Below are 23,903 nucleotides of genomic sequence, written 5' to 3' on the forward strand. Positions count from 1 at the left end.
AGACTAACATGGCTACCACATCTGAACATGTCACGTCATCGACAGAAAGCATTAAATCATTGCCTTGGTATCTGATCGATTTACCCCGCTATTTGAAAGGCTTTGGTTTATTGTCTGTCATCTACATCGGCCTGAGATTGTATCAGGGCGCATTTGCCGTATCCCACGGCCTGGACTCCACCGAGCCGGCTTTTGAGCAATACTGGATGCGGCTGTTTTATATCGAGCTCGTTATTATTACCTTGGTTGCCGGCGGATTCTGGGGCTACTTATGGCTGTCACGTGACCGGCAGTTGGATCAACTGGAACCCAAGGAAGAAATTCGCCGCTATTTCACCCTCACCATGTGGATCAGCATTTATACCTTTGCGGTGTATTGGGCGGGCAGTTATTTTGCCGAGCAAGACAATTCCTGGCATCAGGTGGCGATCCGTGACACGCCGTTTACGGCCAACCATATCATCGAGTTTTATTTTAATTTTCCGCTCTATGTCATTCTGGGCGGTTGCGCTTGGTTATACGCCAGAACCCGCTTACCGTTATATGCTAAAGGCATTTCATTACCATTGACGTTAGCGGTATTTGGTCCGTTCATGATATTGGTCAGTGTGGGCTTTAATGAATGGGGACACACCTTTTGGTTTAGGGAGGAGTTCTTTGCCGCTCCGATTCATTGGGGTTTCGTGATTGGCGTTTGGTTCGCTTTGGGCGTCGGCGGCATCTTGCTGCAAGGGGTTACCCGGCTGATTGAACTGTTAGACAAAATCGAAGATGCCGAGTAAGTCCATTATGGGCATAACCGCGGCCCTCGCTCAACCGCGCCGGTTACATTATGCTTGGGTCGTGTTAGCGGTGACATTCCTGTGCTTGTTTGTCGCCGCTGCGCTTCGTGCCGTACCGGGCATCTTGATGTTGGCCTTGGAACATGAATTCGGTTGGAGCCGCGCGTCAATCAGTGGTGCAGTATCCCTCAATTTGTTGTTGTTTGGTCTATCCGGGCCGTGGCTGGGGCGATGGATGGATATCTATGGAGCAAAGTGTGTCTGCTTGGTCAGTATTGCGCTGCTAATCTTGGCAGCGGGGCTGTGCACTCTCATTAAGGAAATTTGGCAGTTCTACGTGCTCTGGGGGATCGTCGCCGGCATCGGAGCCAGCGGCACCTCAATTGTGTTGGGCTCTGCTTTGGTCAACCGCTGGTTTGTGGAACGACGCGGTCTTGCGCTGGGTATCCTCGGCGCGGCGTTTTCCTCCGGGCAGCTTATCTTTACGCCATGGGTGATGCAGATTGACATGGTATACGGTTGGCGGCCTGCACTTCTGCTCTTGACGGGAGTGATGGGTTTGTTGGTGTTGCCGTCGTCAGCATTATGGCTGGTTGACGAACCTGCGCAGAAAGGACTAAAGGCTTTGGGCCAGAATGACGCGGCAACCCGGACTGCAACGGCTGAATCTAATCCAATGCCTACAGTCATCGTTCAAGGCCAGTTTTGGTTATTGGCGATGAGCTTTGCAATTTGCGGCTTTACAACCTCAGGGCTATTTCAAACCCATCTGATCCCCCATGGTATCGAGCATGGTTTTACCGAAATGACCATGGCAATGTCGCTAGGCTTGATGGGGGCAACCGACATCTTGGGGACCCTCTTGTCCGGCTGGCTGTGCGACCGCTTCAACAATCGTCGGTTATTGGCGAGTTACTACATGTTACGCGGCATCTCTTTGATCGGATTGCCGTTTGTCGAATCCAACGCAGAACTGATGCTGTTTTCCGTGGTGTACGGCCTCAATTGGCTTTCCACTGTTCCGGTCACTTCAGCGTTGACCGCCGATTTATTCGGTAAACGCAATGTTGGGGTCGTATTTGGCTGGATCTGTTGCGCCCATCAAATGGGGGCGGCATTAGCCGCTTATTCGGCAGGTTTTCTGCATAGTGTTCTCGGGAATTACAATCTGGCGTTTTTATGCTCGGGACTATTCGCATTATTGGCAACGCTCATTGTCCTGAGGATTCGCGTTTAAACATTTATCATCGTCAGTTTTACCGCACCAAATCTGAAAATTATCGATGTCAGCTAAGCATACACATGCAGACTTCCAAGGAAACAAGGTTTGGAGTACCGGTTTGGATCACTTTTTGCCTGTCGATTGACTGACGTAGTTGTGCCAAAACCGGACCTTTGTAATTGATGCCGAAACCGTAAATTTCTGATCAAATGCCTTCATCCGCTGGTCTATTCAATGCATTGTGGTTGATGTCATTATTCGGCCATTTTGTATTTTCATCCGAATTGGATTGCTGATTGACTCTCTCCAGGGTATTGGCAATGTATTACCGGAGGAGGATACTTAGGATGACCTTTTTCCAAAATAGGCACAAATCATGACCACTATTAAAAAGCTCAAATGGCTTTTATCGCTAGTGCTAATTTTCGGTGGATTTACGATTTATAAGTTATTTGAGGGGCTGGTCCATAATCCTGCCTATCAAGAATATGAATGGATATTCAAAATCATTTCGGAATTTGGCCTGTTCGTATCCGTCGTCGTTTCGGTTGGTTACTTTCATCACTGGTTTATCGTTGCTGAAGAGCACAAGGAATCCGAAATAAGTTTGCGTGAAACTCTTTCCAAGTACGTCGATAGTATTTTGCTGAATTCCGTTAAAAGAGGATTTTCCGGTATCACCAATAAGGAATTCGATTTCAGCCAAATTATGCAAGGATTAAAACCGGGGGATTATGTCTATTGGCTGATCACCTTCGACCCTCGCTTCAAAAACAAATCGCGGGAACTGGAGAATGGGATAAAAAATGGCGTGCATTTCAGGATGTTGATTTTAAAAGCTGATTGCCGCATCGGCGAATTGCGCGCAACGGAAACGACCGGCTTTAACCCGCACGAATTCAACGAATACTCCAAATTATTCAAAGTTACACTAGAAGATGTGATTAATCGTATAGGAAATAAGATAACAGGATCGTTAGGCGTTTTTGTTTACGACGGCCTGCCCTGCATTCCTCTATTCATTATCATCCGCAAAGAGTCCAGAAAAGTTGAAGTTTATAGCAGTTATTATTTAACCGAGCCGGTTTCGAAAATGCCTTATCTGCATTGGGAAACGGGGCTTAGTTTCAGCGAGCAGACTTCGTTCGAATCGGAATGCTGGAATATGGCCGAACTGTTTCTCGACTATTTCAAGACACGCTGGGAGATGGAAAAAGAAAAACTTTATGGCGCCATAGGAAATGAAGTCGCCGAAAATAAAGATTTTATTTTTGCTCCAGCCTCAGCCAGAGAAAAATGTATTGAGCTTTTTATTGAATAAAATAACCTTCTCAAATTTTAGCCAAGTTAACTAGTACTCAGTCAGCCTTGTTCTGACGAGTAAAATTTGCGGAGTATCCATAGCATGCGAATAGTGCGAATACCCTAAAGGGCACAAGTGAATTCGCACCTACAGTTTATCCGCCATAATTAAATTGACTGAGTACTAGGATGGAACAAATCCGGCAACTATTTTGGGAAACGCATAGCAATAGATAAAATCATGTCTAAAGTGTCTCAGTACCGCCGGATGTCTTTTTTGGGTCCGAGCCGTGTAAAAACGTATAACTGAACTTGACAGAAGTGAAAATTACACCACTGATCAGTCAGAAATGAGTAATTTCTCAATGGTTGACGCCACACTAACCTGCGTTTGGCTCAACATTTAGAATAATCACTTTACCACCTTCTCGATTTTTGCGTTTTTACACAACCTGGGCCGGGAGCGGCTATTCAATAATTCTCCTATTGGCTCATCGCCAGCATCCGCTTTGCCTATACCGAAACCGGGCAACCATTCAACCCAGTTCGCGAGCGATGCGCTTCACTGCGTCGCCAAGCACCTGCTTCTGGCCAGAACATCCCATGCAGGATTCTAATTTCAGGAAGTCATTTTTAGCCCAATCCTGAATTCTTAATATCGAATACTTTCACACGCTCATACTTTTACACCCTTATACTCTACGGGCTTTAAATTGATATGAGCGAGGCGCGGTAACGAGCCAGATCCTCCACCGTATCGACATCCCATTGCTCTTCCAGTTCATGATGGCGAAAATGCAATTGTTTGATGCGGGTCCGGGTTTGTTCCAATACCTGCGATGTGCCCCAGTGCACATCGGTAAATAGTTCGAGGCAGGGCCGGTTCAGGCCGATCATGACATAACCGCCGTCTTCGGCAGGCGCCAGGACCAGGTCATGATCCTGACGCAAGGCCGTTACGGCTTGTTCCAGATCGGCTCCGGTCAAGGACGGACAGTCGCAGCCCATGAGCAAGGCGTGCGAATAGGTCGCCAGCGCCGATTCGAAGGCCCGGTGCATGCGCTCGCCCAGATCGCTGCCCTGTTGCTGCCTCAGTGCCAGACCATAGGCGGCTGCCGAGGCGCTGAAAAAATCGTCATCGATCGATGGCGCGCACCATAGTTGCACCGGGCATAACCGGCCTTGCGTCGCCCGTTTCAGCGTTGTTTCGCTGAGTTCAATATGAATCCCGGCCGCCTGCGCGGCGGTCAATGGCGGCGATAACCGCGTTTTCACCTGGCCCGGAACCGGCGCCTTGCAGAAGATCATTAATACCGTGTCAGGATACTGGTAGGTCATGCAATCAGCCGCGTTTCAATGGTTTAAACGGCAACAGCAGCAGGCGCGTGAAGCTCAGGTCCTTCTGGCTGCGGTAGGCGTTCAGGCCGATCGGCATATTCGTGTGGCCGTATTTGGGGTCGGGCGTGTAGGTTTTGCAAAGCCTGTCCCACCATGAAATCGAAAAGCCGTAGTTGCTGTCCGTTTCGGTCGGAATCGTGGAATGATGCACGCGATGCATGTCGGGGGTAATGAGCAGCCAGCGCAGCTTTTTGTCGATGGCCGGCGGGATGTTGACGTTGCTGTGATTGAAAGTGGCTGCACCGTTCAGGATAATCTCGAAGGCGATCACGCTCATGGGATGGGCGCCGATCAGATAGATCCAGGCCACCTTGTAAAACATCGACAGCATGATTTCCAGCGGATGGAAGCGCACGGCCGTGGTTGCGTCGAACTCCAGATCGGTATGGTGGATCTGGTGCAGGCGCCAGAGCAGCGGCCATTTATGGGTAATAATGTGCTGACAGTACAGGGCGAAATCCAGGACCAGCAGCGTGATGATGACCGACAGCCAGGTCGGCGCGTGCCACAGGTTCAGCAGCCCCCAGCCGTTGTCGGCGGCGTGGACGGCGCTCAGATAGGCAATGCCGCCCAGCGTGACCCGCATGATCAGCATGTTGAACGCGGCCAGTCCCAGATTGATGGGCCAGCGTTGCCGGCGGCTGAGATGCAGCTTCCTTCGGGGGCTTAAACCTTCCCAGCCGATCATGGTTAAAAAAATGCCGAGCGCTGCCGACAGACGAATCAGAGCTTCCATAAATGTCCTTTGCTATAAAGCCGGGCCAGTGTTTGCGGGTCCGCGCCAAGAAAATAACGTAAACGCAGGCTCCACATGAGCAGTATGGTCTTGTACAGGCCGGACTGCAGCCACCGCCGGCCCGAGCTGGTCACTTTGGCCGGCAGGCACAGCGGTGGGCTGATGCGGTTCAGCGTCTTGCTGAGGGCGATATCCTCCATCAGGCTGATGTCGGGATAGCCGCCGGCCGCCGTGAACGCCTCGCGCGTGACAAAGATCACCTGGTCGCCGGTGGCGATGCCGGTCAGCCGGGAGCGCCAGTTCATCATCCGGGCGATGATCGCCAGCATGAAATGATCGCCGCTCAAGCGGATGTCGAAGCGCCCCCACGGCGCCGGCCGGTTGATCCGTTGCCGGAGCAGCGCCGTGGCATTGTCCGGCAGGGCGGTGTCGGCATGCAGGAACAGCAGTACCTCGCCCGTCGCCTGTTGCGCGCCGGCGTTCATCTGCCGGGCGCGGCCCTTGGGCGCGCTGATGACCCGGTCGGCCAGTAGTTCGGCGATAGCCTGGGTGCCGTCGGCGCTGCCGCCGTCGACGACGATGATTTCGCAGGTGTTTCGTAAAGGTTGAAGGGCCTCCAGGCAGTCTTGGATGTTTTGTGCTTCATTCAGCGTCGGGATGATGATGGAAAACTTCATGGTCAATCGCTAATACCGGATGCAGTCGTTCAATTTTATCAATGCCGTGGCCGGGCCGGGGCGGCGAGTAGGCACCGTAACTCGAAATCACGGTCGGCGCCAGCCTGCCGACGACCTGTTCCAGTTCGGACAGGCGCAGGCCCTGGCGGACCAGATAGACGATATAGGTGTGCCGGATTGCGTCTCCGTCGATTTCCTTAGGATTCGATAAGCCGGCATCGATGACAGTATAGTGGAGAATGGCGGCCAGGTCTTCAGGCGTTGCGGCCTGATCGGCCAGCCAGGCCGGATAGTGGCCCGACTGCTTGAATAACGACATCAGGTAGGGGTTGACCGGCAGGGTCCTGCCGGCGTCGAGCTCGATGACTTGCCGGCTCAAATCGATCCGCCCGGGGGTAAGGCTGGCCGCCTCGTCAAGCGTCAGGCCGCTGAGCAGCAGCGCGATCAGCTGTTTGCCTTTGAGATTGGCGGCGTTCAGCAAATCCCGCAGGTCGCGGTCGGACAGCTCGCGCAGCTCCGGACTTTCCAGGGCCTGGGGCGTTTCCTGTTGCTCTATGGGCGTGGCCGGATAGTGCGGCAAATCCGGCCGGTCTGGATTGAGATTGCCGTACATGTGGATGCCGGACAGTGTGATGCCGGCCTGTTGCTGTTGTTGCTTGCGGGTGAGGTATTCGAACAGCCAGACCGAAAAAATTCCGAACAGGACCGAGCCGATAACGGCGATAAAGGCATCGCGCGTGTAGTGCGGACTGATCGGTATCAGCGACAGTTGGGCGCGTTCGATCACATGCACTTGCGGGTATTTCTCCTTGTGGCTGGTTTCGATCTGGACCAGGCGTTCCTGGGTTTCGCGGTAGAGTTTTTCCAGCCCTTCCAGGTCGGTCTTCAAGGCGGTGTGTTCTGCGAAGCGCGAGGTGAATTCGGCGGCCTGCTTTTTATGGTCGTCCAGTTGCCTGCGTATTTCCTTGGCGGTCTGTCTGGCCGCTTCATAATTCTGTTCGGCATCGTCCAGCACGATATCCCGGCCGTAGTTGCGTTTGCTCTGGATTTCGGCTTCGAGTTTGGCCAGCTGTCCGGGGATGGCTTTCAGTGTCGGCTGCAGCGCCAGATAATCGCGCGTGAAGCGTTTGTCCAGCTCGGCCAAGCGTTCGCGCAGTTGCTGGGCGCGTTGCTCAAGATGCCGCAGGCTGTTCTGGCTCTCTTGCGGCACCACGGTCTGTCCGCGCTCGATCGCCTTTCTGACCGCATCGAGCCGGGCTTTGGCCTTGACTTCGTCCTCGCTGGCCTGATTCAGGGACTTGTTCAGGCCATTCAGGCGCGCCGCCGCCTCGTTTTCCTCGCGGCCGGTCGAGGTGATGTCGTGGTTGCGCCGGAATTCGTCCAGTTTAAGGCGCGCGACATCGATTCTGTCTCTGAGTCCCTGAAGCTCGGTCTCGACGATCCGGCGCGTGGCGCCGATGGTGTTTTCCACTTCTTCGGCGCGGGCCGCCGTGTAGACATCGATCCAGGTATTGATCAGCATCGGCAGGGTATAGGCATGCGTGCCTTCGGCAACCATTTCCACCAGGTTGGTTTCGGCTACCGGATCGACGCGCAGCGCTTGCCGGATATCTTCCACGGTCAATTGCAGCTGCGGGTCGAGTTGGTCGGAGGCCTTCAGCCGCTCCAGGGTCTTTTCCAGCAGTTCCTGGCCCAGCAGGATTTGCCGTTGTATGGCGACATGCTGGATATCGGCCGCGGCACTGGTCTTGTCGATGGCGGTCATGGCCGAGGTCAGCAGCGTGGCCTTGCTCTGATAGATGGGCGGGCGACTGTAGTTGTAGATCAGGCCGAGGGTGGCGCTGAGCAGGCAGGTGCCGGCGAAAATGAGCAGCCGGTGCGATCGAAACCAGGGCCCGGCATCGGCGGGCGGCCAGTCGGCGGCCCGGTTGGGAAAAACTTCAATTTCAGGCATGTCGTTTTTCATCGGTTTCAACCTCTGATTAAAGGTTCAAACAAGGCGTAGGGTACGCGGCTGTGAAAGTACCGTGCCAGAGCCGTGATGCCTCGGCAAATTTTGGAAACGGTATGCAATGCATACCCTACTATTGCTTATAAAGGCTCAAACAAGGCCGTCAGGTCTTCGGCGGTCAGCTGCGGCGATTCTTCCCTGGTGCCGCCTTTGTAGATGCCCTCGGCCAGTTGGCGCTTTTTTTCCTGCATGGCGAGTATTTTCTCTTCGACCGTATTTTCCGTGATCAGTTTGTAGACGAACACGGGCTTATCCTGGCCGATCCGGTAGGCGCGGTCGGCGGCCTGGGTTTCGGCGGCCGGATTCCACCACGGATCGTAAATGATCACGCTGTCGGCCTCGGTCAGGTTCAGGCCGACGCCGCCGGCTTTCAGGCTGATCAGGAACACGTCCACGGCGCCGCTTTTAAACTTCTCGATGGCTTCCTCGCGCTTGCGCGTCTGGCCGGTCAATTTGCTGTAGGCAATGTCCAGCGCTTTTAGTTCATCTTCAATCAGGGCAATCATGCGCGTGAATTGCGAGAACACCAGTATGCGCCGGCCTTCTTCGAGCAGTTCCGGCAGGATCTCCATCAGCAGCTCGAGCTTGGCCGACTGCTTGACTTTTTGGGCGCTTTCCAGCGGCAGCGTGCGCGGGTCGCAGCAGGTCTGGCGCAGCTTCAGCAGGGCGTCGAGGATGGTGATGTGGCTGCGCGACAGACCTTTCTGGGCGATCGCGTCGCGGACTTTTTTCTCCATGGTCAGACGGATGCTTTCGTACAGCGCCGCCTGTTTTTCACCCAGCGGCACGGAACGGATGATTTCGGTCTTGGGCGGCAGTTCGGTCGCGACATCCTGCTTGGTGCGGCGCAGCATGAACGGCGCGATGCGCTGCGTCAACCGCGCGCGCTGCCGGCTGTCGCCATGGATTTCGATCGGCGTGCGGTACAGTCTTTTGAAGGCGGCGTTGTCACCCAGGAAGCCCGGCATCAGGAAGTCGAATTGCGCCCAGAGTTCGCCCAGATGGTTTTCCATCGGCGTGCCGGTCAGGCACAGGCGGTAGTCGGCCTTGATACGGCGGACGATTCTGGCGGCCTTGGCCTGGGGATTTTTGATGACCTGGGCCTCATCCAGAATCAGATAGTAATAGTCCTGTTCGAGCAGTGCATGCTCGTCCCGGGGCAGCAGCGGATAGGTGGTGAGGACCAGGTCGTGGCTGCTGATTTCGTCGAAATATTGCTTGCGCTCGGCGCCCTGCAGGGTCAGCACTTTCAGGTCGGGCGTGAAGCGTTCGGCCTCGCGCCGCCAGTTGCTCATCAGGCTGGTCGGCGCGATGATCAGGCAGGGCGCGGTCATGCGGCCGCTTTGTTTTTCCAGCAGCAGGTGAGCGAGGGTCTGCACGGTTTTGCCGAGACCCATGTCGTCGGCCAGAATGCCGGCAAACCGGTATTCGCGCAGAAATTGCAGCCAGTTGAGCCCGTGCCGCTGGTAATTGCGCAATTCCGCTTTCAGGTTGGCGGGCGCGGCGGCCTGCTCGATGCCGGTAAAGTTTTTCAGCTTCCGGCCCAGTTCGCGCAGCGCTTCGCCGCCGGTCAGCCGGAACAGGCCGTAGTTGTGCATTTCCAGGTCGGCCAAGCTGGCGGCATTGAAGCGCGACAGCTTGAGCGTGCCGTCGTCGGCCAGCGTGCTGCTGTTGAACAGTTCCATCAGGGTGGCCAGGAACGGCCTGATCTTTTCGGATGGCAGGGTCAGGTAACGGTGATCGCCGACGGGAATGTTGAGCCGGTCGGGCAGGTTTTCCAGGTCGTAATGCTCCAGCACCGGCATGATCAACGGCAGCAAAGGCAGCGGCTGGCCGTCTATGTCGACATTGAAGCGCATTTCAAACCAGTCGTAAGGACTTTCGCTGATTTCGACATCCCAATCCTGGGCGGCCTGGAAATTAAGCCGGAAGCTTTCGTCGGTCTCGATGATCCAGCCTTCCTGTTCGAGCATTGGCACCGTGTTCAGCAGGAAGTCGCCCCAATGCGCGGCATTGTCCAGCGGGGAGTTTGTGCCGGGACTGAAGAACACCCGTTCCCGCTGGTCGGCTATTTCAGTGGAACTGAAGCCCAGTTCGGCCAGGCGATTCAGGGCCAGGCTTTCGGTTTCCGCATCGCGTTTGATGCGCAAAAAACCCTGGGCTGTTTTCACCACGCTGTAGGGTTCCTGATTCAATGCCGACAACGTCCAGTCGCCGTACAGGAAGCCGAGCACCATGAAATGAAGATAATGCAGGTCGTCCGCGGGATGACCCAGCAGCAGCAGGCGCGGCACAGGCTCAAGATCATGCGCTTCGGTCAGTTCGATCTTTTTCGGCGCCGGCAGGGGCAAGTTGGGGTGTTCAATGATCAGGCGCTCACTGAACGCCTCCACCTGCTCGGCCGGAATCAGCGGGGCCGACAGCATTTTTCGCAACTGCTCGGTGCTCAGGTTGTGCATGTTGACCGTGCCGATAACGCCCTGTTGCGTGTCCAGATAGGCGGGCGGATCAGCCAGTAACAGCAAGGCTTCAGGATCGACGGCAACATTCAGTTCGTAGGCGCCGTTGTCCTGTTGCTGCCGCCAGCTCAGGCTTAAGTCACGGGCATCGGCCGCTTTCAGGGGCGGCGTCCGCTCAAAGTCCCGCCAGTACAGTCGGCCCGTCTGCACCAGTTTCGATAAAGCGACCGCGCCCGCGGCGCCCTTGATCGTTGGTTCGCCGCCATAGCCCTGGCCAAACGCGGACAGCAATGAGGCGATTTCCTCATCCTCGGGCTGAATATAAGACGTGTAGGCGTAGCTGTAGCGTAAATTATTCAACGTGGTTTTTCGGCCTTTGCTCAAGTCGCCGGACTTTTTTTCTTTGGTGACATGAAATTCAACGGCGACTTGATGGGCATGCTTGCCGGGCTTAAGGACATAGGCGATAAATTCCTGACGGGGCTTGTGTGGCTGAGCCCGCTGGTCAAGGCTGGCCAGCCAGTCCAGGCAACTGGAGCCCGAGGCCGGGGATACCGGCGATTGAAGCGAGTCATGATACTTCAGGCAGACGGCGGCCACGTGCTTGCAGTTATAACCGACCGGGCAGGAGCAGTCGCCTTCAATGGTCGCGTTATTGTAGTCAGGACGCCAGACGATGCGGATATTCTGGTTGTACGGCGTTTTGACGCTGCCTTTGACCGATGAATTGATCTGCACGAAAAGCGCTCCTTCGCTACTGATGGTCAGTTTGACGACCTGGCCTTTTGCATAATAGCTGCGTCCCCGTTCATAAGAACTCAGGCTACAGGCACGGCGAATAACGGCAAGGGGCAGTTGTTTGGATTTAGTCATGAACAGTCGCGAATGGAAGAGCGGGAAAAAAGACTGAAAAAGGTGAGAACTATAGGGAAGGCGAAGGGTGTTGTGCAAGCCCTAATCAATCGCGGTGTTGGAAAACGCATCGTATTTTCACGGTTTCACGGTTCATGGGGACACGGTTTTCAGGTTGCCTTGCCGGATGAGCGACAAGAAAGGAGGAGGGCGGTCGCGTCGCCTGATGCGCCGCCGTGCGGATTGGTTCGCGCGCCGGCGAGCCTTGATTTGTGGTCTCAGGCAATCGCGCTCGCGGCAACGCGGCCCGCCGGTTGGCGGCAATTCCTCCCGTGCCTGGAGGCAAGGTCCGCGTCACTGTGTTTGGGCACAACCTCGGCCATTTGTTTTACATTTGATGCGACAATTGATTTAATGAGTCAGCAATTATTAGCCGAAAAAGCCGATAGGTACGGACGACTTTAATTAATCTTTGATTGCGCGATAACAATAGTAATGATGAAAAACAAGACAGCACCTGATATCAACCTTGGCCGCCGTCGATGCATGATGCTGCTGGCTTCATTGCCGCTCCTGGCTGTCGGCACGCTCAAGCCCGATAGGGTTTTGGCCGCGTCACGGCATGACGATCTTCAACAAAGGGTTAACAGTTACATCGGCAGCCTGCGCCGGCGCGGCATCATTAAGGCCGACGAAAAAACCGCCTGGTCCGTCTACGATTTCAGCAAAAGGGAAAAACTGGTTTCCATCAATGAAGACAGCGCTTATCAAAGCGCGAGCATGATCAAGCCCTTTATTGCATTGGCTTATTTCTATAAATGCAAATACGACAGTAAGCATTATCACTATCCTCGCAACGTGCGGCAGAAAATGGAAGCCATGATTCGCTACAGCGATAATCAGGCCACCAATTTTTTTATTCGCCTGTTGAGTAACAAATCCAAGAATCAGCGCCCCATGGAAGTCGAAAAAATCCTCAAGCGTCATGCGCCGGGGATTTTTCAGCAAACCCGGATCAGGGAGTATATTCCCTATAACGGCAGAACCTATCGCAATAAAGCCTCGGCCAGAGACTACAGCCGTTTTCTTTATGCTTTATGGCACAATGAACTGCCTTATTCCCAGGAGCTTAAAAGGCTGATGAGCATGCATCGGTCAAACCGTATTTCCGTGGGGGTGGATATCGTGCCGTCAGCCACCCGGGTTTACGATAAAACCGGCACGACCGCGCGTTTATGCGGCGACATGGGGATCATGGAAGCGGTAGGCAGGGACGGCAATACCTATCCCTACACGTTTATCGGCATCATAGAAAAACAACATCGGGCCAAAAACTACGGCCAGTGGGCAAAAAGCCGCAGCAACGTCATACGCGCAGTATCGCGCCTGGTTTATGCCGATATGAAACAGCGCTATCCTTTGATTTGAAGCAAATACGAACTGATGTTGCACCGCGACACCCGCGATATACAGACAGTGAACAAGTTGTCAGGGATGTCGTCGGCGCCCACAGAGAATCATAAAAACGGGATGTTATTTTTAGCCGAATCCTTAACGCGATAAGGCGCAATAGACAAAGCCGTATTGTGCCGTAGGAAATTAACATCCGGCGGAATACGCTTCGCTATTCCGCCGGATGCGCTGCCTTGCTTTAAACGGCACCCGTGGGAGCGATGCCTACATCGCGACTTGCGGCGGTCTTTAGTCGCGATGTAGGCATCGCTCCCACAGAAAATCATAAAAACGTTATTTTTAAAATCAGATTAAATCAAGGGCAAAACGTTAACTTTTGCCCTTATTCTAACGGCTATGGGCAGGTGATTTATGCCGTAGATTGATTGACCAAATCCAGTCAAAACCAGCATGTCGGGACAATTTGTTTTTAGCACGTTTTAAGCATAGTCGAGTCTTTTTTAATCATTTTTTGGTAAAATACCAACGTTTTCAGGTATTTTTATTTTTCCGGTCTGTTGGCGGCAAAGAGGGCTTGAATGGCTATGATCATGAATGGGGGCGGTTTGTTTGACGCTGATTGATGTGTTAGCATGAAAAAGAATGAATTATTCAGAAATGGTGAACGACTATCCCTTATTCGAAAGCCTTGAAGCGGCAATCCTCTCAAATTAATAACCTCGTTTTTCGTCCTCCCGTCATGACTGACGGTCCTTCCATGCAAGCTCTGGTGGAAGCGAGCCCGCCCCTGGATAACAACTCCAGATACTGTTACCTGCTCCTGTGCGAGTACTTCGCGGATACCTGCGCGGTCGTTGAAGCCGACGGCGAAATCCTCGCCTTCGTCACCGCCTATGTCCCCCCCGGCAAGCCGGATACGCTGGCCGTCTGGCAAGTTGCCGTGGCGTCTTCGTTGCGCGGACAGGGCGTGGCCCGCCAATTGATCGATCATGTGCTGAGACGGCCCGGTCTCGAACATATCCGATTTGTCGAAGCCACGGTCAATCCGTCGAATGATGCGTCCCGCGCGTTGTTTGCCTCGTTAGCCAAAGCTTGCGAGACAACGATGAGCGAGGCCTGCATTTTCCCCAAGACATTATTCCCCAGCGGCCATGAGCAGGAAAACCTGCTCAGGGTAGGACCGTTCCAGATTCACACAGCAATACAGGAGCAATCATGAGAATTTTTGAAGAAATGGAATCCGAAGTGCGCGGCTATATCCGCTCATTCCCGGCCGTGTTCGACACGGCCAGGGGATCGGAGATGTTTGATGAGCGCGGCAACCGCTACATCGATTTTTTCGCTGGGGCAGGCACGCTCAATTATGGCCATAACAATCCGGCTATCAGTCAGGCGCTCATCGAATATCTGCAGAATGACGGCATCGTCCACGGCCTGGACAAGGCGACCGTGGCCAAAAAGGTTTTCCTGCAGAAGCTGGCCGATACCATTTTCGCGCCGCGCAACCTGGAATACAAAGTGCAGTTTACCGGTCCGACCGGAACCAATGCGGTCGAGACCGCGCTCAAGCTGGCGCGCATGGTCAAGCAGCGCTCCAACGTGATCGCTTTCACCAATGCCTATCACGGCCTGTCCATGGGCTCGCTGGCGATCACCGGCAATTCATTTTACCGCGACGAATCCTACGGCGTGCGCCATAACAGCGCCTTCGTGCCGTACGATGGCTACTTCGGCCAGGATGTCAATACCATCGATTACCTGCGCCGCTTCCTTATGGACCAGAGCAGCGGTATCGATCTGCCGGCGGCCATTATCGTCGAAACCGTGCAGGGCGAGGGCGGCATACACGTCGCCAGCGACGCATGGCTGCGCGAACTCGAGTCGCTGTGCCGCGAATTCGACATTCTGCTGGTCCTGGACGACATCCAGATGGGCAACGGCCGCACCGGCACCTTTTTCAGTTTCGAACGTGCCGGCATCACGCCGGACATGGTGACCGTGTCCAAATCCATCGGCGCGGGCCTGCCATTGTCGCTGCTGCTGATGCGCCCGGAGCTGGACCAATGGAAGCCGGGCGAGCATACCGGTACGTTCCGCGGCAATAATCTCGCCTTCGTCGCCGCAACCAAGGCTCTGGAATATTGGGATACCCCGGATTTCGCCGAAGGCGTCAGGCACAAGGGCGAGATCTTCAGGGAAAGTCTACAGGCCATTGTCGACAAACATCCGGCCATCAACGGCGAACTGCGCGGCGTCGGCATGGTCTGGGGCATCGAATTCGCCGATCCGGGTTTCGCCGGCGCCGTGTCCGAAGAAGCATTCAAGCAGGGGCTGGTGATCGAAACGGCCGGAGCCAACGGCCAGGTGCTGAAGTTCCTGCCGGCGCTGACCATGGACGAAGCGATCATCACAGAGGGATTGGCTATCATCGAGAAGTCGATCGAGGCCGTGCTGGAAAAACGCAAGTCGTTGCGTGCCGGGAGCCTGTCATGATCGTACGTTCACTGCAAGACATCATCGGCACCGAGCGCGATGTCAAAGCTGAAAACGGCAACTGGGAAAGCCGCCGTCTGCTGCTCAACAACGATGCGCTGGGCTTTTCCCTGCACGACACCATAATCCATGCCGGCACCGAAACGCTGATATGGTACAAGCATCACCTCGAAGCCGTGTACTGCATCGAAGGCGAGGGCGAGGTCGAAACCACCGAGAACGGCAAGATCCATCCGATCAAGGCCGGCACGGTCTATGCCCTGAACGGCAACGAACGCCACCTGCTTCGGGCGCATAGCACGATGCGCATGGTTTGTGTCTTCACGCCGCCGATTACCGGCAGCGAGGTCCATGATCAGGACGGCGCCTATCGCCCGGGGGCAGAGATAGCGGACGGGCAATAACGTCCGGCCGCGGCTAGCAGGAGGGGCTGCATGGTCATTGCCAGTTTTATTTTCTTTTTACTGATCTTCGTCGCGATAGGCATGCTCTCGGCGTTAAAGAGCAAGGGTAGCGCCGAGGATTACCTGACCGCCGGCAAGAGCGTGCCGGCCTGGCTGGCCGGGCTGTCCGCCGTGGCCACCAATAACAGCGGCTTCATGTTCATCGGCATGATAGGGCTGACCTATTCCACCGGGTTGTCGTCGATCTGGCTCATGCTGGGCTGGATTGCCGGCGATCTGGCGGCTTCGCTCAGCATCATGCGCCGCTTGCGCGAGGTTAGCGCAAGCCCCGGCATTCATTCCTTCGGGGCTTTGCTGGCGCGCTGGCACGACACGGATTTCCGCTGGCTGCAACGCCTTGCCGGCGCGTTGACGATCCTGTTCCTGGGCGCTTATTCCGCCGCCCAGCTCAAGGCGGGCAGTAAGGCGCTGCACGTGTTGTTCGGTTGGGACGCCTCGACGGGAGCCCTGATCGGCGCCGTCATGGTGATCCTTTACTGTTTCGCGGGCGGCATTCGCGCCTCCATCTGGACCGATGCGGCGCAATCCTTTGTCATGCTCGCCGCCATGCTGGTGATGGTGTTTGCCGGACTGCTGCAACTGGACGGTTTCGGCGGCGTTTATCCGGCGCTGCTGCAGGTATCGCCGACTTACATGAACTGGTTTCCGGAAACGGACGGCTGGGGGCAGGGACTGTTCGTGCTCGGTTGGGTATTTGCCGGCTTTGGCGTGGCGGGGCAGCCGCATATCGTCATCCGTTTCGTCAGCCTCGACCATCCGCAATCGATCGGGCGCATGCGCCTGTATTATTACAGCTGGTTTGTCATGTTCTATTCGCTGACCATCGCCGCGGGCATGCTGGCGCGCCTGCTGTTGCCCGAATCGGCCGCGTTCGATGCGGAACTGGCGCTGCCCACCCTGGCCATGGAGATGCTGCCGCCGGTGCTGATCGGACTTTTTCTGGCCGGGCTGTTTGCCGCGACCATGTCCACCGTCGACTCGCTGATCATTGCCTGTACCGCCGCGTTTACCCGCGATTTCCACGGCGCACGGACTCCCGGGATTTTCATCACCAAACTGGTGACGCTTTCAGTCGTGGCGGTCGCCCTGGGCTTCGCGTTGTCGGACAGCCGCAGCGTGCTGAGTCTGGTACTGATCGCCTGGGGGCTGCTCGCATCGGCGTTCGCGCCTTTATTGCTGGTGTATGCGTTTGATGGCAAGCCCGACGAGAAACTGGCGATATCGATGCTGCTGGTCGGCGTCGCCGTATTCCTGCTCTGGCGTCATTTCGGCCTGTCGCAGCTGGCCAATAGCATCATGCCCGCCATGCTGTCGGGCATGGCGATGTATGCCATCGGCAAAACCATGGGCTGGACGCTCGAAAACACGGGAGGGGAGCGGGCCAGAATCCTGTGACCAAGCCGGTGAGTCGCTGAGGCAAGAGAATACGCTTCCCGCAACTACCTCTCACCGATGGCTTCATCAGGCCGCCTGGCTTTTCGCTTCGATAATGGCCTGAATCTCGGGCGCTTCCAGGGTCTCTTTCTCCAGCAGCGTTGCGGCCAGGGCTTCCAGTTTCGGGCGGTGTGTCTTTAGCAGTTCCGTGATCTGATCTTCAATGCCGTGAACCAGCATGCGGATCTCATCGTCGATGATCTGCGCGGTATGTTCGCTGAAATCGCGCTGCTGGGTCATTTCCCGGCCCAGGAAGATGTGTTCCTCGCCCCGGCGGAAGGCGACCGGGCCGAGCTTGGCGCTCATGCCCCAATGGGTCACCATGTGGCGGGCCAGCCGGGTGGCCTGTTTGAGATCTTCCTCGGCGCCGGAACTGAATTCGCCGAACACCAGCTTTTCGGAAATCCGGCCGCCCAGCATCACGCCGATGCGGTCGCGCAGGTAGCTTTCCGGCAGGTTGTGCCGCTCTTCTTCGGGGATCTGTTCGGTCGCCCCCAGCGCATGTCCGCGCGGAATGATGGTCACCTTGTCCAGGGGGTCGGCATTGGGCAGCAGGCTGGCTATGACCGCGTGCCCGGCCTCGTGATAGGCGATCAGCTTTTTTTCTTCCTCGCCGATGACCATTTCGCGCTTGCCGCCGAGCACGATCTTGTCCCGGGCATTAAGCAGCGACGCCATGTCGACCTGCTCCTTGTTCTCGCGTCCGGCCATCAAGGCCGCCTCGTTCACCAGGTTTTCGAGATCGGCGCCGGAGAAGCCGGCCGTCAGCGCCGCCAGCCGTTCCAGGTCAACGTCTTTTGCCAATGGAACCGCTTTGGTATGGATTTCCATAATCTGGATGCGGGCCTTTTTATCGGGCAGGTCCAGGGTGATCTTGCGGTCGAAGCGGCCCGGCCGCAGCAGGGCGGGATCGAGCACGTCGGGCCGGTTGGTGGCCGCCAGCACGACCACCGTTTGATGAGGTTCGAAGCCGTCCATTTCCCCCAGTATCTGGTTCAGGGTCTGCTCCCGCTCGTCATGGCCGCCGCCGAGCCCGGTGCCGCGCGCCCGGCCGACCGAGTCGATCTCGTCGATAAAAATGATGGAAGGCGCTTCCTTTTTCGCGCTTTCGAACATATCGCGCACGCGCGAGGCGCCGACGCCGACAAACATTTCGATAAACTCGGAACCGCTGATGCTGAAGAAGGTCGCTTCGGCCTCGCCGGCCACGGCCTTGGCCAACAGAGTTTTGCCTGTGCCCGGCGGGCCCATGAGCAGGATGCCTCTGGGGATATTGGCGCCCAGTTTCCGGTAGTGCCCGGGGTTCTTAAGGTAGCTGGTGATTTCCCGCAAGTCGCGCTTGGCGTTTTCCAGGCCGGCGACATTGTCAAACGTGACCATGGACTCCCCTTGCTGAAAGCGCTTGGCCTTGGACTTGCCGAAGCTGAAAACGCCGCCTTCGGCGCCGGTCATGCGTTCCTGCATTTTTCGGCTGGAGTACCAGAACAGGCCGATGATCAACAGCCAGGGAAGAAAGCCAATCAGGACGCGGGCCAGCCAGTCGGTCTGTTCCGATTCGGCAGTCACTTCCACATCGTGCTGTTCAAGCAGGGCAATGAGCTCGGGATCATCCACTGGCGGCAGCGTGGTCACGAAGCGGTTCGGCGCCTGCCGGCCATCTGGCTCGGCTTCGGCCCTGTCTTGCCGCAAGTTGCCGGAAACCTGATCGCCCTGCAACGTGACTTGCTCGACCTCATTGGCGCGGACTTTGTCTTTAAACGCGGTATAAGAGAGCGTTTGCGGTTGTTGGCTTTGGCCGAGGTTATACCAGTGCCACGAAAACGCCAGCACGATCAGGAGCCACAGGACATAGCGCCACCAGGGAAGTTGTGGCTGCTGAGGGGGCTGTGGCCGAGAAATCTTGTTGGCAGGCTGTTTATTAACCATAGTGTCAGATCCGTTATGATTGCGCGTGAGCTGGCGTGCCTTTCATTCGATATTACGTTTTTGGACGCGCTCCGGCGCATTTAATTCCAGGCCTTGATTTTTGCGTAAAGATTATCGTCTCATCAAGGTTCCGATGCCTTTTTGCGTTTTTTCGGCGCCCAGGTTTTGCCGCTGGCCCACCAGGGGCTGGAAGGATGGCACAGGCGGAAATAGTTCGAGTCTTTTATCGTGTCGGATATGGCTTCATCGACCGGGTCTCTGATCGACGCGGTGCAGCTGTTGATCACGACGGCTTTGCAATCTTTCGTGTAATCGCGAAGCCGTTTGACGAAATAACGTTTGCCGATGAGTGGATTGTCCCAGCATTTCATAAAGACTTCGGTGCGGTATTTTTGCGGCGACTTGCCCAGCGAGCATTGATGCTGGACGGCATTCATCAGGATCAGGTCGAATGGCTGTCGGTCGGGAATGTGTCGAACGTCCAGGCCCTTGGTCGCATAGGCTAGGAAAGAGTGGATATTTTCGCCGGTTTTGCCGTTGGCGGGTCCAATCGGGGCTTTGGTCAGCTTGTTGAATTCATCCTTATGCGGGCTTTCCAGAATAATGATCAGCCGTGGTCCGGTCGATTGGTTCAGATGTTCGGGTAAATCCAGCCTTTGCGTGAAAAGGCCGGCACCGGGCTGTCCTTCGTATTTAAACCCTTGTTCCGAGCCTTGATAAACCGCCGTGCCGACATATTGATCGGGGCACGGCAGGGTGGCGACAGTACTGTCATCATAGATAATTGTCCGGATTATCTGCTTGAATTCCGCTTCGTGGTCGCTCATGTGGCCTCCTTAAAGGGGTAATGGGGGCTTTGCACCGTCAGCAAAGTCGACTTGTTTTTTAATGCCAGATTAGACAATAAAAAACGATAAGAAACTGACGTTACGCAGTTAGTTCTGCGGGACAAGTACTGATGCCTGACAGAGAATCAAGCAAGGCTGCCGAGCCATTGCGGCCCGGGCTTGATGAAGGTAAGGATTCGGCTAAAAATAACATCCCGTTTTTTATGATCCTCTGTGGGAGCGATGCCTTCATCGCGATTAAAGACTGCCGCAAGTCGTGATGTGTACCCTAAAGGGCATAAAGGCATCGCTCCCACGGGTGCCGCAATCTCGCCCGACAGGTGGATTTATTGAGCCGCTTGGCCCAAGGCACCACCGCAGCTACTGCCTTGCCCGGCGGTGCAACCGTAGCAATGCTGGCGCACGGAAATGGGCGAGCCGGTTAATGCGAGCCGGGTTAAATCGCTCAGGCGGGTTTTGCCGGCGGGGTTTGCGCCTAAGGGCAGTTGCAGCATCTGGTTGAAGTCGCAGTCATAGACCATGCCCTGCCAGTCTATGCTCAAGGTATTGCGGCACATGACATGGTCGAGATTTTCGGGCCGGTAGTTGTCTTTTAACAGTTGCAGATAATCCTTGAACAGGCCTTTGCTGATCAAGGTGCTGCCGAAACGCTGAATGGGAATATTGGTCAGGGCAAGCAGCTTGTTAAAGACGATGTCGTAGTTTTCGCCCAGGTGTTTTTTATAGGCTTGTTCCAGGGGCTGTTGTTCGGGCGGCAGGCGGGTGCCTTGCGGATTGAACACCAGGTTGAGTTGAAGACCGGTATCCGGCTTGCCGTAGCCGAAACGGTTCAGTTTTTTCAGCGCCGCCAGGCTGGCCATGAAAGTGCCCTTGCCGCGTTGCTTGTCGACATTGTTTTCGAGATAACAGGGCAGCGAGGCGGTGATGACGACCTGGTTGTCGGCAAGAAACAGGGCCATATCCTCGAACCCCAGTTCCTGGAGGATAACCAGGTTGCAACGGTCGATTACCGTGACGTTCATGGCCCGCGCCCGCTTGACCAGGTATTTGAAATGCGGATTCATCTCCGGCGCGCCGCCGGTTAAATCGAGTGTATGAATGCCGTGTTTTTCGATAAAGTCCAGAACCTGGTCTATCGTGGCCTTATCCATTAGCTCGGTGCGGCTGGGTCCGGCGTTGACATGGCAGTGCGTGCAACTCAGGTTGCACAAATAGCCCAGGTTAACCTGCAATATTTCCAGCGTGTTACGGGTAATAGCGGGAAAATCGGTGGGTTCCAGGTACGGTAAGGTGTCATGCATCGTGTGTTTACTCTGTGCTGAAGTATATATCGCCATAATAGGCTGTTGCCTGGCCATGGGCGTTGTCGGTATCGGTCATGAGGGCAACGGCGTCAATATATTGGATGTCTTCGCCGAACTGTTGTTTCAGGTCGGCAAGGATGTTGCGTTTTTCTGTCTGCCAAACGCCGGTTGGATCATCGGAGGATCTAAGCGCAATCATGATGGCATGGTCGCCGGCAAAGGCATTGGGCCAGATTTTACCTTTAGACGAGGTGCTTGCCCAGACATAATTGATGGCCCGGGTGCGCCAGAAAGCCAGGCCGCCGCTGACCACGACATACACGCGCGCGGCGTAATCGTCGCCGGATTTTTCCTGCTCGTCGATAGGGCCGAGCCGGTTCTCGATGCGCCAGCGCCAGTTCATGAAGGGGGTTTTGTGCAAATCGATGCGCTGCGGCTTGTACAGTCCGGAGGCGCTGCCGTTGCTGACGGCTTGTAATACTGTTGTGGCATCAAGATCGATCAGCCGGTATTCAGTCTGACCTTCAAAAGCCTTGCTTTGCCATTGCGCCAGCGATCCGGCGGAAAAATGGCCGACCATGAGCTTGTGATTATTTTCCGCGGCCGCCATGGATGAGAAAAGCAGGGCCATGACGCCGGCGATTGAAAGTCTGTGGATATTGCGTGGTAATAGATTCATTATTAGCCTGATATTGGATATTAATGACTTAAGTCGCTACAGAACAAAAAAGCTTACGCCCGCTCGGCGAATAATTGATAGCTGCCGCCACGGCGCACTATTGCAACAATGGATCGGCAACATGATTTTTAAAAAAAACATTGAACTTTTTATAAAAAAAATCAATGCAGAGCTAGTTTATTTTTTTTGTTGCTATATAATACGCGCTTCACAAACGTTATCGATGCCTCGGTGGCGAAATTGGTAGACGCAAGGGACTTAAAATCCCTCGGTGGTAACACCGTGCCGGTTCGACTCCGGCCCGAGGCACCATAATCAGATCAAGGGCTTGCAGACTTCTGTACAGCTCTTTTTTTATGCCTGGGATTATTTGCGGTTGATTTTGGATGAATCAATACCTTTTTTGGTTCAAGTTAATGACTGTTAATTATATTGTTTGGTTTCAGGTTGAATATATCCCCCCAAAACTACGTTATGACCTGAGAATGCGCTGAACAAAAATGTTAGACAGTGCTTGCCGACCCTGTTCTTTACCTGAAACGGATGATGAATAGTCAGATATAAACCATGACGAGGTTTCATGACGTGCTTGTTTATAAAGGCGCGGCATCACTTTAACAACTATCGATTAATGGCTTTTCCAACAGGTAGGAATCCACTGATGCTTTTTAGATTCACGGTGATGTTTAAATGATGAAGAAAACATTGCTTGTCTGGTTTTTGGCGCTATTCTCCCTCCAGGCCTGGGGCGAATGCTTTGACGAAAACAAGGATGATCAGGCAAATTTTGCCGCCTGCAGAAAAGAAGCGGAGCGAGGAAACAGCGATGCGCAGTTTAACATCGGCATCATGTACGACAACGGGCAGGGCGTAGAGCAGGATTTCACCCAGGCGATCAAGTGGTATACCAAGGCCGCGCAACAAAATAATGTCAGCGCGCAGTTCAATTTAGCTTTGCTTTATGCCGAAGGTGACGGCACGGATCAGGATTACGCTCAGGCATTCAAATGGTACACCAAAGCCGCCGAGCAAAATCTCCCGGAGGCGCAGTTGAATCTGGGTACGCTGTATGCCAATGGCCAGGGTGCGCCGCAAGATTACGCGCAGGCCTATAACTGGTATGTCAAGTCGGCTGAGCAGGGCAATGCCGGCGCGCAGTTCAATTTGGGCAACATGTATGCCAACGGGCAGGGCACGCCGCAAAATTACTCTCTGGCCATCGAGTGGTATCTGAAGGCGGCCGAGCAAGGCAATAGCGGCGCCCAGTTCAATCTGGGGACTATGTATGCCAACGGACAAGGCACGCCGCGAAATTACGCCCTGGCCATCAAATGGTATCTGAAAGCGGCTGAGCAAGGGCATGTTGATGCCCAGTTCAATTTGGGCAATATGTATTACAACGGAGAAGGCGTTCCGCAGGATTATCTGAAGGCCCACATGTTTTTTAATATCGCCGGCGCGAACGGCGATGAGCCGGCGCAGCAAAACCGGGATATCGTGGCCGAAAAAATGACCCCGGCGCAAATAACCGAAGCCCAGAGGCTGGCGGCGGAGTGGATGCGGGAATATTATTAAGAACCGGGCTAAAAATGACTTCCTGAAATTAGTATCTTGCATAGGATGCGCCGACCACAAGCAGGCGCTCCTGGCGTCGGCGCATCCTACGTTTAAACAGGTACATTATTGACGACCAAATCCTAAGCACTCAGGCCGGGCAGAAGATTGCCATGCCATAATCGCTTTCGGGTTAATGTCCGCCGAAAAGCCTTTTGTTCTTCTTGCTCATGGTCTGGGCGGTTATCCACGTTATTAAATCCCACTTTTTTTATATGGGATCTGTCTCGCTGCAATAATTAAACTATGTTATTTAACGCAATTTGACTGTGTCATTTCACATTTTTTA

18 protein-coding genes and 1 tRNA gene are annotated in these 23,903 nt (G+C 54.8%); 10 read left to right on the forward strand and 9 right to left on the reverse strand.

The window, feature by feature from the left end:
- Positions 1 to 8: 8 nt before the first annotated feature.
- The 3 genes from amoC (at position 9) to EK22_RS18830 (ending at position 3,325) form a co-directional block, all read left to right on the forward strand.
- Positions 9 to 782 (forward strand): bacterial ammonia monooxygenase, subunit AmoC, encoded by a 774-nt coding sequence (gene amoC, locus EK22_RS18820; RefSeq protein WP_036253497.1) that lies wholly within the window; start codon positions 9 to 11, stop codon positions 780 to 782.
- A 7-nt stretch (positions 783 to 789) separates the two neighbouring features.
- Positions 790 to 2,019 carry an MFS transporter gene (locus EK22_RS18825; protein WP_036253499.1) on the forward strand — a complete coding sequence of 410 codons (1,230 nt, stop codon included), beginning with the start codon at positions 790 to 792 and terminating at the stop codon, positions 2,017 to 2,019.
- A 361-nt stretch (positions 2,020 to 2,380) separates the two neighbouring features.
- A complete protein-coding gene (locus tag EK22_RS18830; protein WP_036253502.1) occupies positions 2,381 to 3,325 on the forward strand; it encodes a hypothetical protein in 945 nt (314 codons plus the stop codon).
- A gap of 689 nt (positions 3,326 to 4,014) precedes the next feature.
- On the opposite strand, the gene EK22_RS18835 is transcribed toward EK22_RS18830, so the two are convergent.
- The 5 genes from EK22_RS18835 to EK22_RS18855 all read right to left on the reverse strand — a co-directional run bounded on the left by EK22_RS18835 (position 4,015) and on the right by EK22_RS18855 (position 11,460).
- Positions 4,015 to 4,644, reverse strand: coding sequence for a TIGR04282 family arsenosugar biosynthesis glycosyltransferase (locus EK22_RS18835; protein ID WP_036253505.1), 630 nt, complete (start codon positions 4,642 to 4,644; stop codon positions 4,015 to 4,017).
- A gap of 4 nt (positions 4,645 to 4,648) precedes the next feature.
- Positions 4,649 to 5,440 carry a sterol desaturase family protein gene (locus EK22_RS18840; protein WP_036253508.1) on the reverse strand — a complete coding sequence of 264 codons (792 nt, stop codon included), beginning with the start codon at positions 5,438 to 5,440 and terminating at the stop codon, positions 4,649 to 4,651.
- Positions 5,428 to 6,117 carry a TIGR04283 family arsenosugar biosynthesis glycosyltransferase gene (locus EK22_RS18845; RefSeq protein ID WP_036253510.1) on the reverse strand — a complete coding sequence of 230 codons (690 nt, stop codon included), beginning with the start codon at positions 6,115 to 6,117 and terminating at the stop codon, positions 5,428 to 5,430. Before EK22_RS18845 ends, EK22_RS18840 begins: the two co-directional genes overlap by 13 nt.
- Positions 6,083 to 8,071 (reverse strand): integrase, encoded by a 1,989-nt coding sequence (locus EK22_RS18850; protein WP_235209451.1) that lies wholly within the window; start codon positions 8,069 to 8,071, stop codon positions 6,083 to 6,085. Before EK22_RS18850 ends, EK22_RS18845 begins: the two co-directional genes overlap by 35 nt.
- Before the next feature lie 137 nt (positions 8,072 to 8,208).
- Entirely contained in the window at positions 8,209 to 11,460 is a 3,252-nt protein-coding gene (locus tag EK22_RS18855) for a DEAD/DEAH box helicase (RefSeq protein WP_051961972.1), read from the reverse strand.
- Positions 11,461 to 11,934: 474 nt separating this feature from the next.
- Here EK22_RS18855 and EK22_RS18865 point away from each other — a divergent pair, with 474 nt between their 5' ends.
- The 5 genes from EK22_RS18865 (at position 11,935) to EK22_RS18885 (ending at position 17,204) form a co-directional block, all read left to right on the forward strand.
- On the forward strand, positions 11,935 to 12,867 hold the full coding sequence (locus EK22_RS18865; protein WP_152565150.1) for a serine hydrolase: 933 nt from the start codon (positions 11,935 to 11,937) through the stop codon (positions 12,865 to 12,867).
- Positions 12,868 to 13,540: 673 nt separating this feature from the next.
- On the forward strand, positions 13,541 to 14,071 hold the full coding sequence (gene ectA, locus EK22_RS18870; protein WP_036253516.1) for a diaminobutyrate acetyltransferase: 531 nt from the start codon (positions 13,541 to 13,543) through the stop codon (positions 14,069 to 14,071).
- Positions 14,068 to 15,345 (forward strand): diaminobutyrate--2-oxoglutarate transaminase, encoded by a 1,278-nt coding sequence (gene ectB / locus EK22_RS18875; RefSeq protein ID WP_036253518.1) that lies wholly within the window; start codon positions 14,068 to 14,070, stop codon positions 15,343 to 15,345. Before ectA ends, ectB begins: the two co-directional genes overlap by 4 nt.
- A complete protein-coding gene (locus EK22_RS18880) occupies positions 15,342 to 15,749 on the forward strand; it encodes an ectoine synthase (protein ID WP_036253521.1) in 408 nt (135 codons plus the stop codon). The genes ectB and EK22_RS18880 overlap by 4 nt, the downstream gene beginning before the upstream one ends.
- 30 nt (positions 15,750 to 15,779) lie before the next feature.
- Positions 15,780 to 17,204 (forward strand): sodium/proline symporter, encoded by a 1,425-nt coding sequence (locus tag EK22_RS18885; protein WP_036253524.1) that lies wholly within the window; start codon positions 15,780 to 15,782, stop codon positions 17,202 to 17,204.
- A 66-nt stretch (positions 17,205 to 17,270) separates the two neighbouring features.
- Here the strand turns inward: EK22_RS18885 and ftsH are convergent, their stop codons facing one another.
- From ftsH to EK22_RS18905, 4 genes are all read right to left on the reverse strand, one after another.
- Complete coding sequence (gene ftsH / locus EK22_RS18890) at positions 17,271 to 19,169, reverse strand: ATP-dependent zinc metalloprotease FtsH (RefSeq protein ID WP_036253526.1); 1,899 nt, start codon at positions 19,167 to 19,169, stop codon at positions 17,271 to 17,273.
- 122 nt (positions 19,170 to 19,291) lie between these two features.
- Positions 19,292 to 19,996 carry a hypothetical protein gene (locus EK22_RS18895; RefSeq protein WP_036253529.1) on the reverse strand — a complete coding sequence of 235 codons (705 nt, stop codon included), beginning with the start codon at positions 19,994 to 19,996 and terminating at the stop codon, positions 19,292 to 19,294.
- A gap of 347 nt (positions 19,997 to 20,343) precedes the next feature.
- Entirely contained in the window at positions 20,344 to 21,318 is a 975-nt protein-coding gene (gene arsS / locus EK22_RS18900) for an arsenosugar biosynthesis radical SAM (seleno)protein ArsS (protein ID WP_036253532.1), read from the reverse strand.
- A 7-nt stretch (positions 21,319 to 21,325) separates the two neighbouring features.
- Positions 21,326 to 22,000: a DUF3047 domain-containing protein gene (locus EK22_RS18905; RefSeq protein ID WP_036253535.1), complete on the reverse strand. Its 675-nt coding sequence runs from the start codon at positions 21,998 to 22,000 to the stop codon at positions 21,326 to 21,328.
- Between the two features lie 225 nt (positions 22,001 to 22,225).
- On the opposite strand from EK22_RS18905, the gene EK22_RS18910 reads away from it, so the two are divergent.
- Both EK22_RS18910 and EK22_RS18915 read left to right on the forward strand, forming a co-directional pair.
- Positions 22,226 to 22,312 (forward strand) — tRNA-Leu (locus EK22_RS18910).
- 378 nt (positions 22,313 to 22,690) lie between these two features.
- The gene (locus EK22_RS18915) at positions 22,691 to 23,575 is read left to right on the forward strand and encodes an SEL1-like repeat protein (protein WP_020159547.1); all 885 of its coding nucleotides are present in this window, start codon (positions 22,691 to 22,693) and stop codon (positions 23,573 to 23,575) included.
- The last annotated feature ends 328 nt before the right edge of the window (positions 23,576 to 23,903 follow it).

The organism is Methylobacter sp. BBA5.1 (assembly GCF_000746145.1).
GTDB lineage: Bacteria > Pseudomonadota > Gammaproteobacteria > Methylococcales > Methylomonadaceae > Methylobacter > Methylobacter marinus.